Origin of the sequence: Microcoleus sp. FACHB-68, from assembly GCF_014695715.1 — a bacterium.
GTDB lineage: Bacteria > Cyanobacteriota > Cyanobacteriia > Cyanobacteriales > Oscillatoriaceae > FACHB-68.
Genome location: NZ_JACJOT010000017.1, coordinates 25,822 through 41,564 on the forward strand (window position 1 = coordinate 25,822; position 15,743 = coordinate 41,564).

Genomic DNA, 15,743 nt, shown 5'->3' on the forward strand with positions numbered 1-15,743 from the left:
CTGCCAGCTCATCTGGTATCGTTTTGTCATTCAATCTGCCTAAATCTGATTAAAATATAAAATTTAAAACGAGGATTATTTATGTCTTTTGTAGGTCTGCATATTCACAGTGATTATAGCTTGCTCGATGGTGCAAGCCAGTTGCCCCAGTTAATAGATAGAGCACTTGAATTAAAAATGCCGGCGATTGCATTGACCGATCACGGCGTGATGTATGGCGCAATTGAGTTAATCAAAGTCTGTCGCGGCAAAAATATTAAGCCAATTATTGGCAATGAAATGTATGTAATCAACGAACCGCTAGACACACCAAAGCGCTGCCGGAAATATCACCAAGTTGTGTTAGCAAAAAATACTCAAGGTTATAAAAACTTAGTTAAAATTACAACCATTTCTCACCTTCAAGGGTTTCAAGGAAAAGGAATTTTTGCGCGTCCTTGTATTAATAAAGACTTATTAGAAAAATACCATGAAGGTCTAATCGTCACCAGTGCTTGTTTAGGTGGCGAAGTACCACAAGCAATTCTCCAAGGCCGGCTTGATATCGCTCGCAGTGTAGCCAAGTGGTATAAAGAGGTATTTGGGGAAGATTATTATCTAGAAATTCAAGATCACGGTTCCCCAGAAGACCGAATTGTTAATGTTGAAATTGTCAAAATTTCGCGTGAGTTGGATATAAAAATTGTTGCAACCAATGACTCTCACTTTATTTCCTGCTACGACGTTGAAGCTCACGATGCGCTGCTTTGCATTCAAACCGGCAGGAAAATTCTCGAAGATAAACGCCTGCGCTACAGTGGCACAGAATATCTAAAATCGGCTGAAGAAATGGCAATGCTATTTCGCGATCATCTGCCCGATGAGGTTATTAAAGAAGCGATTGCCAACACCTTAGAAGTTGCGGAAAAAGTTGAACCCTATAACATTATGGGTGAGCCTCGCCTTCCTAATTATCCGATTCCTCCAGAACACACTGCTGATACTTATGTGGAGGAAAAAACTTGGGAAGGACTGCGAGAACGCATGGGCGCTAAATCCAATGCTGAACTTAAGCCGGTTTATAAAGAACGGCTGGAATATGAGCTGAAGATGCTCCAAAAAATGGGATTTTCAACTTATTTTTTAGTGGTTTGGGATTATATCAAATTTGCCAGAGATCGGGGAATTCCGGTTGGCCCTGGGAGAGGAAGTGCGGCGGGTTCTCTGGTAGCTTATGCCTTAAGAATTACAAACATTGATCCAGTGCATCACGGGTTGCTATTCGAGCGATTTTTGAACCCGGAACGTAAATCTATGCCAGATATTGATACAGATTTCTGCATCGAAAGACGAGATGAAGTCATTCAATATGTCACTGAAAAGTATGGCGCAGATCGGGTGGCGCAGATTATTACATTTAACCGCATGACATCCAAAGCTGTCTTGAAAGATGTCGGGAGAGTTTTAGGAATTCCCTACGGAGATACAGACAGAATGGCTAAGTTAATTCCGGTGGCGCGGGGTAAGCCAGAAAAGCTGAAGGTGATGATTTCAGATCGTACACCGGCACCGGAATTTAAAGAAGCGTATGAAAATGCTGTTTATGAAAATCCAGAAACTGGAACTCAAGTAACTGCGCGTCAGTGGCTTGATATGGCGATCCGCATTGAAGGGACGAATAAAACCTTTGGAGTTCACGCTGCCGGTGTGGTGATTTCATCTGAACCCTTAGATGAAATTGTCCCGCTACAAAAGAATAATGATGGATCGGTGATTACTCAGTATTTCATGGAAGATTTGGATTCACTCGGACTGTTGAAAATGGATTTTCTCGGTCTGAAAAATTTAACGATGATCCAAAAAGCTATCGAGTTGATTAAGAAAACGCAGAATATTGATCTTGATCCCGATCAGCTACCCCGTGAAGAAAGAAAATTTCAGCAAATATTATCTAAAGGAGAAACTCGGAAAATTCCCCAAGATATCCTGAATACTTATAAAAGTTTAGAACAAGGGGACTTGGAAGGAATCTTTCAATTAGAATCATCTGGAATGCGACAGGTTGTCAGAGATTTAAAACCGTCTAGTATTGAAGATATTTCTTCTATTTTAGCGCTCTACCGGCCAGGGCCACTCGATGCCGGTTTGATTCCTAAATTTATTGATCGCAAACATGGGCGCGAAGAGATTCAATATGAGCATCATCTATTAGAACCCATCTTGCAAGAAACCTATGCGGTGCTTGTTTATCAAGAGCAAATTATGAAAGTTGCTCAAGATTTAGCCGGCTATTCTTTGGGGCAAGCTGACTTACTGCGTCGTGCGATGGGGAAAAAGAAAGCAGAAGAAATGCAGAAGCAGCGGGAAACTTTTATTGATGGGGCAACCAAGAAGGGAATTAAAGCTAGAATTGCCGAACAATTGTTCGATCAAATGCTTAAATTCGCTGAGTATTGTTTAAGTTACGATACGCAGATCCTGACAGTAGAATATGGGCTAATGCCGATTGGTAAAATCGTTGAAGAAAAAATAGAATGTACAGTTTATACAGTTGACAACAATGGGTTTGTATACGCGCAGCCGGTGGCACAGTGGCACAAACGCGGACAACAAGAAGTTTTTGAATATTGTTTAGAAGATGGTTCAATTATTTGCGCCACAAAAGATCATAAATTTATGACGTCTGACGGTCAAATGCTGCCGATTGACGAAGTTTTTGAAAGAGGGTTAGACTTAAAGCAAGTCAACGTTTAAACGCTTATGTTGACCAACTACAGACAGTTAACGGTTGAACAAAAGCAGCAAATCGTGTCTGCTTTTAATCAAGGCATGGAGTGCCGAGAAATTCCGAGTTATCTAAAAGTCAGTGAAAGAGCAGTTGCCAGAATTCTCAATGAAGCCGGTATTAATACAAAGCGAAGAAACCGCTACACCTTGAATGAAGACTATTTTGATGCGCTTGACTCTCAAGCTAAAGCTTATCTGTTAGGACTGATAGCGGCTGACGGTTGTGTGACTCACAGCAACTATGTGGCTTTTGAATCAATTGATAAAGAGCTGACAGAAATGCTGCGTAAAGAGCTAGAATACTCAGGAGAAATTAGAATTGTTCAACCTCAAAACTACGCCCCTCATTATCGGCTTAATTTTTCTTCTAAAAAGTTAGCGGCTGCTTTATGCAGTTACGGCATTGTACCAGGGCGTACTTTCTCTGGAGTTTATTATTTCCCTCAACCGAAATATTTAGCGTCTTATGTATTAGGCTATTTTGATGGAGATGGTTGTGCTTATGTTAACCGGGGTCGAAGCGGAGGTTTAATTTGCATTGTTGGCTCCTTGAACTTTACCAGGGAACTGGCAAAGCAACTCGATATGGGTTTTGTCGAAGAACATTGTTTAAAAAAAGTTTATTATTGGAAGATTTATAGCCAAAAGCATATTAAAGCATTTTACGAATTTGTCTATCAGCAGCCAAATTTTGGTTTAGAGCGCAAGAAACGTAAGATTCTGGAAATTTTAAGGAGTTACAAGCGTGGTTAAAATTGTCAGTCGCAAATCATTAGGAACGCAGCCGGTTTACGATATCGGTGTTGAGCGCGATCATAACTTTATCCTGAAAAATGGATTAGTTGCTTCTAATTGCTTTAATAAATCCCATTCAACTGCCTATGCTTATGTCACTTATCAAACGGCTTATTTAAAGGCTAATTTTAAAGTTGAATACATGGCGGCGCTACTGACGGCAAACAGTGGCGATCAAGATAAAGTGAAAAAATACTTGGCAAATTGTGCGAGTATGGATATTGCCGTAGAACCACCGGATATTAATCGCTCAGAGATGGAATTTACGCCGGCACAAGGCAAGATTTTGTTCGGACTCTCCGCAGTAAAAAGCGTGGGGGAAGGGGCGATTAAGTATATTTTAGAAGCGCGAGAACGGGGAGGCGCGTTTAAATCCTTAGCTGATCTGTGTGATCGCGTCGATCAGCGCACGGTGAACAGCCGCGCCTTAGAAGCTTTAATTAAATGTGGCGCTTTTGATAATATTAACCAAAATCGGCAGCAATTAGTTGAAGACATGAAGCTGGTGATGGCTTGGGCACAAGATCGCGCCAAAGATCGAGATAGTGGACAGGGAAATTTATTCGATCTTTTGGGAACTGTAGCAACTGATAATGGATTTGAATCCGCGCCAAAAGCGCCGCCGGTTCCTAATTACAGCCAGAAAGAAAAGTTGCAGTTTGAAAAAGAATTGTTGGGCTTATATATCTCCGATCATCCCCTTAAATCTGCTCTCAAAGCTGCCAAAAAACTTGATCCTGCTCCGATTACTCTTGGTCAACTTGAGGAAAAGCGAGGAAAAAAAGTCAGTGTGATCGTAATGTTAACAGAAGTTAAAAAGATTACAACAAAAAAAGACAATCGCATGATGGCCTTTCTGCAATTAGAAGATTTGGAAGGTCAAGCAGAAGCTGTTGTGTTTCCGGATACTTACGAACAAATTCACTCATTCTTGAGTTTAGAAACCCCATTAATTTTAGCCGGAAAAGTCGAGCGCAAGGATAAGGACGAGAAACCGCAGCTAATTGTTGATAAAGCGGAGCCGGTTAAAGAAGACTTAGAACCAGTTATAGAAGAGGAAGAAGCGATGGTGCCGGCTCAAGTTGTGATGCTAGAATTGACGCTAGATCAAGTCAAAGAAACTCAAAAATTAGATAACTTAAAAGTGATTTGGGGGGATTACTCAGGGGAAACAAACAAGGAAAATGTGCCGGTGATAGCGATGATAGTATCTGGCGAACGTCGTAAATTTGTTCGTTTTGGCCCAGAATTTCGAGTGCAAGATTGCGAACTGTTTATCAAGAGGCTTCAGGATGCGGGGTTCACAGCTAGTGTGAATTCTGTGAATTGTAATTGACACCGCTCGGTATGAGATAGTTATGTTTAGAACTTTCCTGGCGAACGCACAGCACATTTATCACTTCTGAGATTGAAGTAGAATTGGCATCTATGAACCCTCAGCCGGCTCAGTTATGGAAATGTGTGAATATCCTTCAAGGGCACAGCGCTGCCATCAATTCTGTTGCCCTCAGTGCTGATGGTCAAATTCTTGCCAGCGCCAGCGATGATAAAACCGTCAAGTTGTGGAATTTGAAAACAGGACAACCGCTTTATACATTTTTTGGGCATTCTAAAGAGGTTTATTCAGTTGCCATTAGCCCAGATTCACAAATGCTGGTTGCGGGTGACTTCAACAAAAAAATTACAAGCTGGAATTTGCCTAAAAGAGGATTGCTCAGAAGTTTTTATTATTTAAATACGCCTTACAGTCATTCAGATTTTATTTATTCCGTTGCTTTTAGTCCTGATCAAAAAACGTTGGTGAGTGGCAGTGCAGATAAAACGATCAGGCTTTGGAATTTGGAAACCGGCAAACTAATTCGGATTCTCAATGGGCATTTAAATACGGTTGCCTGTCTAGCAATCGATCCAAGTGGACAAACTCTAATTAGTGGGAGTGCTGATCAAACAATCAGGCTGTGGAATTTAAGAAGTTATCAACAAACCCAGACAATTTCCGAGCATTCAGACGGGGTATTTTCTGTTGCGATTAGTCCAGATGGAAAGATGTTTGCCAGCGGAAGTGGAGATACCACAATTAAGCTGTGGAATCTGCACACCGGCAGCGATGAAAAAGCGCCACAATTTCCCCTACAAACGCTAACCGGACACTCGGATGCAGTTTTTTCCGTGGCGTTCAGTCCTGACGGTCAAACGCTTGTGAGTGGCAGCAGGGATGGTACAATCAATTTTTGGAATGTAGCCACCGGCAGCCTCACCAGCACGCTTCCCGGTTGCCATCCGGTTGCTTTTAGTCCAGATGGGCAAATTTTAGTCAGTGGTGGGGACATCGGCACGCTGAAAATTTGGCGTACAAACGTTAAGCGAACTGAACACACCTCAGAACCGAATTTATGTGGGGAATGGTGGGAAGTTTTAGGCGTTAATCAAGATGCGGCTTTTGAGGAAGTTAAGGGCGCTTACCGGCGTTTGGTGAAGCAGTATCACCCTGATGTAAATAGCGCTGCCGGTGCCAAAGCAAATATGCAAGCAATTATTGAGGCTTATCAGGCATTTCAGAAGCAACTCATTTAGCCGTTACTCTAGCCGCTGCCGGCAGCACTGCAATCTAACCGCTTAACCTCACACTTGCGAGCATTTTTCCGCAACAAGTTTGCCCTTAAATAGAGCTGAATTCTGATGATAAACTACATCTTTCCTCCGAACACAACACCGTTGGAATCCCCAAGACGGAACACGGAAATTTAGCGCCAAGTTTTTTGATAATTGGATGATCTGCAGAATCACACCCTAAAAACAGTACATCTGCTGCTTCTGATTCCACAACTTTTCTCAGTTCCTCCGCCACGCGCCCAAACCGCAGATGCGCTGTAAAAGAACCGCGCCATTCTTCAGCTAAGCAGCGGGCTTGCCATAAAATTTTATCGGCTTGCTCAAACCGATTGCTTGGCGAAAACGTTGTTTTGTAATTGCGCCTATCGACGGATGTCATTCGCGCATTTGCCGCTAATGCTTGAGATTCTGACTGCGTTAAAACAGTTGTGGGACAATTAAATGCCGGTGCTGTTGAAATTTCTGATGAAATTTGCGATTTTGATGAAATACCGGCCCCAGGTAAGCTAAAAATATCTAAACCCTGAGTGTTAGGACGTTCATCAACAACGTAGACAACTTGAACCGTCACTTTTTTGCGACTGACTAAACGAGTTTGGTGGGCGATCCACAAGGTGAGGTCTAGCGCTGTTTGACTTCTGGGGGAGCTACTATAGCCAACCACCAAATTCAGTGGTTTCGCAGAAGATTTTTCTGAATGAGAATGTGAAGAAGCCGGTTCTGCGAGCAAAACCATTTGTTCCACTAAATCATGACGGCCCATTGCGCTTTCTAGACGCGCTAACATTGGCTTGATCTTCACAGCTTAAACCTCTCTCAAATCAATGGATAACGGATGAGAGGTGGGTTAAGAACGGATAGTCACTTGTTATGTGTATTTGCAGTGACATCCCCAAGGAGATCCCCACGACAACTGCTATAGAAGCCAAAGTCTAGGGTGCTCCTCCCATTGCCGACGGAGTTAGCTGACGGGCTAAGACTGGAAGGTGTCTCTCTCGAAAGATTAGCCCCAAAAATTGGTTCCTCCGCTCCATATCCCAGCCTGACCAGCATAAAATGTCAGTCTGGATTGGATTAGGCTACCCACTCAATAAATGAACCTAACCCTAGTGTAATCTACTCTTCTTGATTAAAGTAGCGATCTAAGAAATCTAAAGCATGATTTCGCAGTTCATAATATTCCTTAGATTCTCGCAATTCATGGCGATCTCGTGGATGCGCGAAAGGAACGTCTAAAATTTCGCCAATTGTCGCAGCCGGCCCATTTGTCATCATCACAATGCGATCAGACATATAGATCGCTTCATCAACATCGTGTGTGATCATCATCACAGCCTGCCGCTGGGTTTCCCAAATATCGAGTACCTGTTTTTGCAATTTGCCCCTCGTTAGGGCGTCGAGTGCCCCAAACGGTTCATCCATTAACAGCATTTTGGGGCGAGTTGCCAAAGCTCTCGCAATTCCGACGCGCTGTTTCATCCCCCCAGAAATTTCATCGGGATATTTCTCAGCCGCTGCTGTTAAGTTCACCATTGCTAAGTGTTCATTAACAATGCTAATTTTTTCCGCACGATTGGCATTTTTTAACACTTCATCAACCGCAAGCCGGATATTTTCGCGCACCGTCAACCACGGCAGCAGTCCATAGTGTTGAAACACCATCATGCGTTCTGCGCCCGGTTTGCGGATTTCTTTCCCATCAAGTCGCACCGAGCCGGCAGTCGGTTTTTCCAAACCGGCAACCATTTTCAGGAGGGTTGATTTACCACAACCCGAATGACCAATAACAGAAATATATTCATCTTCACCAACCGTCAGGTTGACACCATCTAAAACCACCATCTCACCGCCATTCGGATTGGTGTAACTTTTGACGATGTTTTCAATTTCTAAAAATCCCGAATTGCGAACATTTTTCTCATTAGCACCCTTTGGAAAAGAACTAGATTTCGTCATAATTTTACTCCTGATTTCTCGTTTTTAACGCTTATCACTGCTCTATCGGCCTGTGAGTTTATCTGCGTGTATCTGCCTGCGGTCAAAAATCCAAAAAATTAACTATCTTGTGGAGAAAAGATAATTATTAAAGCTTACCCATTTCCAACTCCCAGCTAAGACATGAACAAAGATTGGGGACGATTTGCTCTAATTTCAAAACTGTTAAGATAGCCCACCGGATCGCTAGGGTCGAAGCCTTTCTTATCGATAAAAACCTCTGGGCGCTCGACCTTATAATCATCTTTTGGACAGGCAATTCCCAACTCAGCCGCCACCTCTCGATAAATATCTGTTCTCCAGCCTTTGCCGGCTAGTTCTTCCGCATTTTTGGGAACCTGTTTAATTTGCCCCCAGCGAGCGGCTTGAGTCATTAACCAGATACTTCTAGAACGCCACATAAACGTGGAGTGTTCGCCGGGTTCTTGAGGAATGTTCGGGGGAATGTTAAAAAATACTGTGGTGTCAGGCGATTTCACAATCCGCTCTTTGCCATCAAACCCGCCATAATTATAGTCCCCTACAATTGCCGGTCGCGTGAATTTATCAATTGGCCCAGTTTTCGGTTTTGCACCAGTAAAAGAGCGTTCTGTCAGCAGTTTTGCCACTTCGTCGCCATTGTTGGGATCACCGCAATACCGGCAGGCTTCAATCATTGCTTTGAGCAGGGAACGATAAGTTTTAGGGTAATCTTCGATGAAAGATTGCATGACTCCTAGCAGCCTATCTGGATGTCCCAGCCAAATTTCTTTACCTTGAGCAAAGGTAAAACCAATTCCCTGATCCCCATTCGTTGCTTTTTCGTAAATGGCGCGTGTGTTCCAAGGTTCGGCTACCATGTAAGCTTGCATTGCCCCAATTCGCACGTTTGTTACCATTTGCGGCGGGGGAACAATAATCACTCGAAATTCTTTCAGCGGATCGACACCGGCAGCCGCTGATAAATAGCGGATAAAGTATTCATAAATGGCAGAACTCAACACAACAGCCCAGACTCTATTTTCTCTCGACTGGCTTTCAAAATAAGCTCTAAATTGTTTGCCGAATGCTTCCAAGTCACCGTTATATTCGTACCAAGGACGCAAACCAAAATCCCACATTTTCCGGTTCATCGTCATGGCATTGCCGTGCCGGTGAATCGTCATGCCGGCACACAGGGGGGCGTGACGTGCGCCTTCCGCTCCAATTCGGGCGTTGGTAACAGCACCAGACACAACGGGTGCGGCATCCGTTCGGCCAAAAATCACGCCATCGCGGGAGGTTGCCCAACTGGCTTCGCGGTTAAGTGTGACGTTTAAACCGTACTTGCGGAAAAACCCTTTTTTCCAGGCGATCGCAAAGGGGGCGCAGTCGTTCACCGGCACATATCCAATGGTGAGATTGGGTTTTTCTAGGGATTTGGGATCGACGACTTGTTCAATTGCTAAGGCTTCTTTGGTGAGTCCTTTCGCAGAACGATCACCACTAACGGCACAAGAAGAAAGTGCCATTCCAGCTGCCGCCGCACCCATTCCTTTCAAAAACTCGCGCCGGCTCCAATCATTTGGGGAGATGTCAGTCATATTCAGTCTCATCCTCGCTTTCAAAGCGATTAGCGTTTTGCCAGCGTTCAGTTATTTTTTGCCACTGATTACTGACAGCAACTAGCTCACAGCTACTTGCTGAAAATTATTAACAATGCGGGTTTACAATTATGTGCTGCGTGCGGAACGGTGGGTGATCAATTCCTGTAGTTTGCCAACCGCCCAGTCCAAGATAAGTCCTGTTAATCCAATAACTAAGATGGCGAGAAAGACAGAACTTAAATTCAGCCGGCTCCATTCATCCCACACAAAAAAGCCAATACCAATCCCACCTGTGAGCATTTCTACAGCAACGATCACCAGCCACGCAATCCCTAAGCTAATTCTTAAGCCGGTGAAGATATAAGGCAAACTTGCCGGCCAGATAATTTTAGTAATACGTCGCCAGCGCGGCATTTCTAGCACCCGTGCTACATCCAGATAATCCTTGGAAACACTAGAAACGCCGAGGGCGGTGTTAATAATTGTTGGCCACAAAGAGGTGATAAATATCACAAAGATCGCGGATGGATCGGCGAGGTTAAAGATAGCTAAGGCAATCGGCAACCAAGCAAGCGGCGACACCGGCTTGAAAATTTGAACAAGCGGATTCAGCGCCATCATTGCTTGTTTGGACATCCCAATCAAAAAACCGAGTGGGATAGCAACCAGTGCGCCTAATCCAAAGCCGATTAAAACCCGGCGGATGCTGGCGATTAATAACCAACCAATGCCTAAATCTCCGGGTCCTCGCTGATAAAATGGATGGGTAATGTAATCCCAATTTGCGGCAAGTGCTTGAGGGGGTGTGGGAATTAATTCCTTGTGGAACAAAGCCACAATCCACCACAGCACAATAATTCCTAAAAATCCGGCTGCCGGGAGTAAGACCACATCCCGGACAATCACGGGTTTAGCCCGTTTCCAAGTGGCTTGTCCAGCCACCGCAATTACCGACAAATTCAACTGAATTGCCATATAAAACTCCTCAGAGTCAGGGGTAGGTACAACAAGACAGACCCATACCAACCGGAGACACTTCGGAACTATGAAGTATGAATGATGAATGATAAATCCGCAATCCAGGGGTTTATCACTCACTGTTCAGCTTTCAATATTTTCCTAAGTCTCCTCTCAATGCCTGCGAAGTTAGCTGACGGGCTAGGGCTGAGAGATGCCCTTCTCGATGCCTCTTTTCTAAGAATGATAAGAGATAGAGATAAGCCCCAAGAGTTGGTTCCTCCGCTCCGATTTCATCTGTTCAGATAAAACCTTGGATTAGGCTGACTTTACCAAATTAGATTTTTATAAGTGTAGCTTTATAATTCCAATTCGTCAATCCACCTTTTTGTATAGCATATTACAAAACACAGACTTTTGAAAAATTAATCTCCCTTTAGGAGTAAATCCATTCAATCTTTACTTAAATTAAAAATCGAAACGTCATATACAAAGCAGCAACTAGCAATTGCATCGCCATTACTGGGATGCCGTAACGCAGAAACGTTTTAAACGAAATCCGGCGTCCGTGCAGCTCTGAAACCCCTGCCGCGACGATATTAGAAGAAGCGCCGACTAGGGTTCCATTTCCTCCCAAGGTTGCGCCAAACATCATGGCATAAAACAGTGGGAGAACCATAGTGGGAAACTGCCCCTGAAAGTTAGGATCTAGCACTTCTGGGGCTGCTAAACCAATATTGACGACGTATTGTTTAAGTAATGGCACCATTGCCACCACAAGCGGAATATTGGGGATAACGCTGGATAGTAGACCCACGAAAAAGAGGAGAAACAGTGAACCTAATGCAATATTTTTTCCCAGCATCACGGCGAGTATCCCAGACAAACCTTTGATAACCCCTGTTTTTTCCAGTCCACCTATCAGAACAAAGGTACACATAAAAAATATTAAGGTACTCCAGTCTACATCCCGCAATATATTGTTGACGGAATCAATGTTGCTGTGGTGAGCAAGAAGCAAAGCTAAAGCCGCTCCCAACAAAGCGACGGTTGCGGGTGACATAGGAATAGGGAGCGATTCTCCTACCACAAAGAACACTAAAACAAAGGCGACAATTAAAGCCCCTACTGCTAAAATTCGGGGGTGATTAATTTGAGGATGGGGTAATTCCTCCAAATTATCCAATTCTTTGCGCCAAGTTTTGGGAAATAACCACGGCAGCATGATTAAGATCGTCCCGATTGCCAGAATTCCACCAAAACTTAACTGAAATAGGTAATCTGTAAAGCTAATATTGACGGCATCACCTACAATAAACGTCGCGGGATCGCCAACAAGTGTCAGCAGTCCCGCGCTGTTAGCCACAAATACCATCAGAATCAGTAAAGGAACAAAATCAACGCCTAATTCTGCTGCCATTGGCGGCAGTAAAGGCGCAAGCAGCATCACAGTTGTGGCATTGGGTAAAACTGCACAAATGGGGGTTGTAATGCCGACAATGGCAAGCAAAAGTCGCTTACCTTTCCCTTGAGCCAAGATCACTATTTGAGTCCCTAAGTATTCAAAGATTTTAGTCGGCTCAAATGCTCGTACCAGTACCATGACTCCGAAAAATAAACCCAATGTTGCGTGACTGCGGCTGATGTAGCCGATCGCTTCGTTTAAAGTCATGATGTGGGTAAACACCAGTAGTAATGCCCCCAAAAAGGCTGCAATCACTAGGTGCAACCACTCAGTCATAATTAAGAAAATTACGCTGATAAAGGTTACTGTTGCAACAATAGCTTGCCAGTTTTCCATGAAGTTAGAGAGTGAGTTGGGTTAGACTAACTGCTGTGATTGTCTATATCAAGTTTCACTCTGGGAAAGAACCCATGAGCGATGCAAACCTCTAAGTGACATAAGTATCTTTAGCTGCCGGCCCACAGTCGGTATTAAGATTGATGTAAACAAAGAGGTTAACGATTAAATTTGTTAGCCGGTCTTAGAAGAGATGCCAAGCGTAAACACTGGGCAAATTTCTATTTCACTCCACACTGTTAAACCGGCTACCGTTCTGAAAGACTGTGCTGTAATAACCTCATAAAGCCTCCCTGCCTCAAAGCCGATATTGATACAAAACACCCTCTCGCTATCGAGGGGAAGTTGAGTCTATTGGAGCACAACGTGATGCGCCGGGGAAGCTGACGAGTCAGATCACTTTTGATGAAAAAATGCTGTCTCTTCAGTCCCCTCCCATTGCCTGCGAAGTTAGCTGACGGGCTAGGGCTGAGAGGTGCCCTTCTTCTATTTTCCCAAGAAGATAAGCCCCAGAGAAGGTTTTTGGTTCCTCCGCTCCATTGTTAGGCTTCAAGTGAATTTTGCCTGAAGTTAACAAAGATGGATTAGGCTGACTAAATAATAGATTAACTTGATGAATATTATCATTTTTGTGAAAATAAGTCAAGGTTGTGATCTACAGTGAACCCTGCCGGCAACTCCTGATTCACACAATTCGGTTAACTTAAAAATTAATGAATAAACTTGGTCGGTTAAATCTAATCTAAAATTTGCCGGTTTAAGCGATTTAAAATTTGCCTTATTTATCATTAAAAATGAATATCCCCGGCCTGCTTCGTTGAGGTCGGGGTTTTCAATACCGATCAGCTTCGCTAATCAGTTCCGTCCGGCTCTACTTGTGCCGCTGCTGAGCAGTCTAAGCTTAAACCTCCTGTTGACTGCTTAGCGCTCTAGCTGCCTGAACCAACCCTAATCAAGTTCAGTTGGTATATTTTTTGCAAAATAGGCACAGTTGTAATTAGTCGTCGTTACCAGCGATCTTTTCTAAAAAGTTCTTCGCTTGCTCCTCAACAGAGGTAGCGGTGGTATTCTCAGGGTTGATCATCTTGTCAAGATCGGCATCTCCCTGAACTTCATTGATACCCTTATTGGCTTCAGTCTGGGTTTTCTCCCTCGAATAAGGGTCTGACAGTGTCACTTCTTGTGACTTCCGCTCAATTCCTAACAGTTTATCTTCCCCTTTCGTGGGGTTGCTGCTGACGGCGAAAGCTGGGAAGGCGGTGGAAACGAAGATCAAAGCGCAGATGCAGACGGCCATCAAAGCAGTAAACAGACGCCGTACAGGTAGGTTGAAGCGCATAGATTGCATAGAAACTTCTCCAAGTTTGTAAGTTTTTAAGCTTCAGGTTGTTAGAAGATTTAGACTGATCGGCATCCTCGAACCACCTTTGCAGCTACTCTACATCTACATTGACATGGTATTGAGTCTCAATCTTCCCAAGGATAGATTTCAACGGTATGAACTATGATAAGATGCCGCGCAGTTACAACTTGTGGCATAGGTTCTTAAGATTGTAGAGATTAAATGTGAACGCTCAAATATTAAGGCACTTTCGCCATGAACCGGCAACGCCTATCAATCCAGCCCTGGCAGCAAATTGGACAATTCCTTTGTTTATTCTGCATTTGCTGTTTTCTCACCCTTAGTTGCACTCCACAACCGGCAGATCGAACACCGAATGCCGGCAATGATCGCATCAGCATTGGCACAACCTTAAAAGTTCGGACAATTGATCCAGCTGATGCCTACGAACAGGCAGCAAGCACCTGGATCGCCAATCTCGGCGAACGCCTCTACAGCTACAAACCGGGTACAACCGAGATTCAACCGCAACTCGCCACAGCCTTACCCCAAATTAGCAAAGACGGTTTAACCTATATTGTGCCGGTGCGTAAAGGCGTTGTTTTCCACGACGGCACACCCTTCAACGCCCAAACAATGGCATTTTCCCTGCAACGGTTCATGGGAAATCAGGGCAACCCCTCAGCCTTGCTTGCAGACATTGTAGACTCGGTGCGAACCACCGGCGAGTATGAATTAACCATTCGACTGAAAAAACCGTTTGCCGCCTTTCCCTCGCTATTGACCTTTAGCGGACTTTGTGCTGTTTCACCCAAAACTTACGAAATGGGTGCCGGCAAATTCAAGCCAGACACCTTTGCCGGCACCGGCCCTTATAAATTAGTGAATTATGGCAGTGATTCCCTCAAATTAGATATTTTTGAGCAATATTGGGGAAACAAGCCGGCCAACCAAGGCGTTGACGTGCAATTTTTTACCAGTCCCGCCAATCTTTACAATGCATTTACAACCGGCGCAGTTGATATCGCTTACCAAGAACTCGACAGCGAACAAATTCAAAGCTTAGAAAAGCAGTCGCCGGCACAAGGTTGGCAGACCATCACCACCCCAGGAAATTATGTTAGCTACTGGGTACTTAATACCAGTAAACCTCCTTTAAATAACCCAGAAATTAGACAAGCGATCGCCACAATTGTTGACCGGCAATTACTGATTGATCGCGTCCGCTACGGACAGTCAGAACCGCTTTACAGTATGATTCCCACCACGTTTGACGTTCACAAGCCGGCCTTTAAAGAACGCTACGGAGACACAGATAGCGCCAAAGCCAAACAACTGCTGCAAAAAGCCGGTTACACCCCAGAAAAACCTCTAAAACTGGAAATTTGGTATCCTTCCCAATCGAATATTAGAGCAAGGGTTGCCGGCACCCTCAAAGCAATTGCCCAACAACAACTTGATGGACGTTTGCAACTAGAAATCAACAGCGTAGAATCTGCAACCGCTTTCAGTAACTTAGAAAAAGGCATCTACCAAACCTTTTTACTCGACTGGTTCCCAGACTTTTTCGACGCCGATAATTACATTCAGCCCTTTCTTTCCTGCAGCCAAGGCACACCCACAGCCGGCTGCCGGTTAGGAAGCAGTCAAACCCTCGGCTCATTTTATTACAGCAACCGCATCAACCAACTCATTGATCAAGAGCGAAAAGCACTTAATCCCCAAAGCCGCAAAGCAATTTTTAGCCAAATTCAGGACATCATCGCCCAAGATGTCCCTTACATCCCCCTGTGGCAGAACAAAGACTACGCCTTTGCCCAGAAAGGCATCACCGGCATCCATCTCGATCCCACCCAGCAGTTACCCCTGTGGACAATTCGCAAATCCTCAGCTAATTAGGAAAACTAAA

The 15,743-nt window shown here is 44.1% G+C and carries 11 protein-coding genes and 3 riboswitches; of the genes, 5 read left to right on the plus strand and 6 right to left on the minus strand.

Features of this window, described 5'->3' with window-relative positions:
• The first annotated feature begins 81 nt into the window (after positions 1–81).
• The 4 genes from H6F73_RS22510 (at position 82) to H6F73_RS22525 (ending at position 6,135) form a co-directional block, all read left to right on the plus strand.
• Positions 82–2,733, plus strand: a complete 2,652-nt coding sequence (locus H6F73_RS22510; protein WP_190761012.1) for a DNA polymerase III subunit alpha — start codon at positions 82–84, stop codon at positions 2,731–2,733.
• Positions 2,734–2,739: 6 nt separating this feature from the next.
• Positions 2,740–3,519: an LAGLIDADG family homing endonuclease gene (locus H6F73_RS22515; protein ID WP_190761013.1), complete on the plus strand. Its 780-nt coding sequence runs from the start codon at positions 2,740–2,742 to the stop codon at positions 3,517–3,519.
• Positions 3,512–4,897 (plus strand): OB-fold nucleic acid binding domain-containing protein, encoded by a 1,386-nt coding sequence (locus H6F73_RS22520; RefSeq protein ID WP_190761014.1) that lies wholly within the window; start codon positions 3,512–3,514, stop codon positions 4,895–4,897. Before H6F73_RS22515 ends, H6F73_RS22520 begins: the two co-directional genes overlap by 8 nt.
• A 92-nt stretch (positions 4,898–4,989) precedes the next feature.
• Positions 4,990–6,135 (plus strand): DnaJ domain-containing protein, encoded by a 1,146-nt coding sequence (locus H6F73_RS22525; RefSeq protein WP_190761015.1) that lies wholly within the window; start codon positions 4,990–4,992, stop codon positions 6,133–6,135.
• Positions 6,136–6,220: 85 nt separating this feature from the next.
• Here the strand turns inward: H6F73_RS22525 and H6F73_RS22530 are convergent, their stop codons facing one another.
• The 6 genes from H6F73_RS22530 to H6F73_RS22555 form a co-directional block, all read right to left on the minus strand.
• On the minus strand, positions 6,221–6,976 hold the full coding sequence (locus tag H6F73_RS22530) for a universal stress protein (RefSeq protein ID WP_347239603.1): 756 nt from the start codon (positions 6,974–6,976) through the stop codon (positions 6,221–6,223).
• Positions 6,977–7,112: 136 nt separating this feature from the next.
• Positions 7,113–7,236: riboswitch (cyclic di-AMP (ydaO/yuaA leader) on the minus strand.
• Positions 7,237–7,290: 54 nt separating this feature from the next.
• Complete coding sequence (locus tag H6F73_RS22535; protein WP_190761016.1) at positions 7,291–8,130, minus strand: nitrate ABC transporter ATP-binding protein; 840 nt, start codon at positions 8,128–8,130, stop codon at positions 7,291–7,293.
• 155 nt (positions 8,131–8,285) lie between these two features.
• Positions 8,286–9,731: an ABC transporter substrate-binding protein gene (locus H6F73_RS22540; RefSeq protein ID WP_190761017.1), complete on the minus strand. Its 1,446-nt coding sequence runs from the start codon at positions 9,729–9,731 to the stop codon at positions 8,286–8,288.
• A gap of 129 nt (positions 9,732–9,860) precedes the next feature.
• The gene (gene ntrB / locus H6F73_RS22545) at positions 9,861–10,709 is read right to left on the minus strand and encodes a nitrate ABC transporter permease (RefSeq protein WP_190761018.1); all 849 of its coding nucleotides are present in this window, start codon (positions 10,707–10,709) and stop codon (positions 9,861–9,863) included.
• Positions 10,710–10,854: 145 nt separating this feature from the next.
• Positions 10,855–11,026: riboswitch (cyclic di-AMP (ydaO/yuaA leader) on the minus strand.
• A gap of 128 nt (positions 11,027–11,154) precedes the next feature.
• Positions 11,155–12,492 carry an SLC13 family permease gene (locus H6F73_RS22550; RefSeq protein WP_190761019.1) on the minus strand — a complete coding sequence of 446 codons (1,338 nt, stop codon included), beginning with the start codon at positions 12,490–12,492 and terminating at the stop codon, positions 11,155–11,157.
• Between the two features lie 425 nt (positions 12,493–12,917).
• Positions 12,918–13,051: riboswitch (cyclic di-AMP (ydaO/yuaA leader) on the minus strand.
• Positions 13,052–13,489: 438 nt separating this feature from the next.
• Positions 13,490–13,840 carry a low temperature-induced protein gene (locus tag H6F73_RS22555; protein WP_190761020.1) on the minus strand — a complete coding sequence of 117 codons (351 nt, stop codon included), beginning with the start codon at positions 13,838–13,840 and terminating at the stop codon, positions 13,490–13,492.
• Between the two features lie 249 nt (positions 13,841–14,089).
• On the opposite strand from H6F73_RS22555, the gene H6F73_RS22560 reads away from it, so the two are divergent.
• The gene (locus H6F73_RS22560) at positions 14,090–15,733 is read left to right on the plus strand and encodes an ABC transporter substrate-binding protein (RefSeq protein WP_190761021.1); all 1,644 of its coding nucleotides are present in this window, start codon (positions 14,090–14,092) and stop codon (positions 15,731–15,733) included.
• Positions 15,734–15,743: the final 10 nt, after the last annotated feature.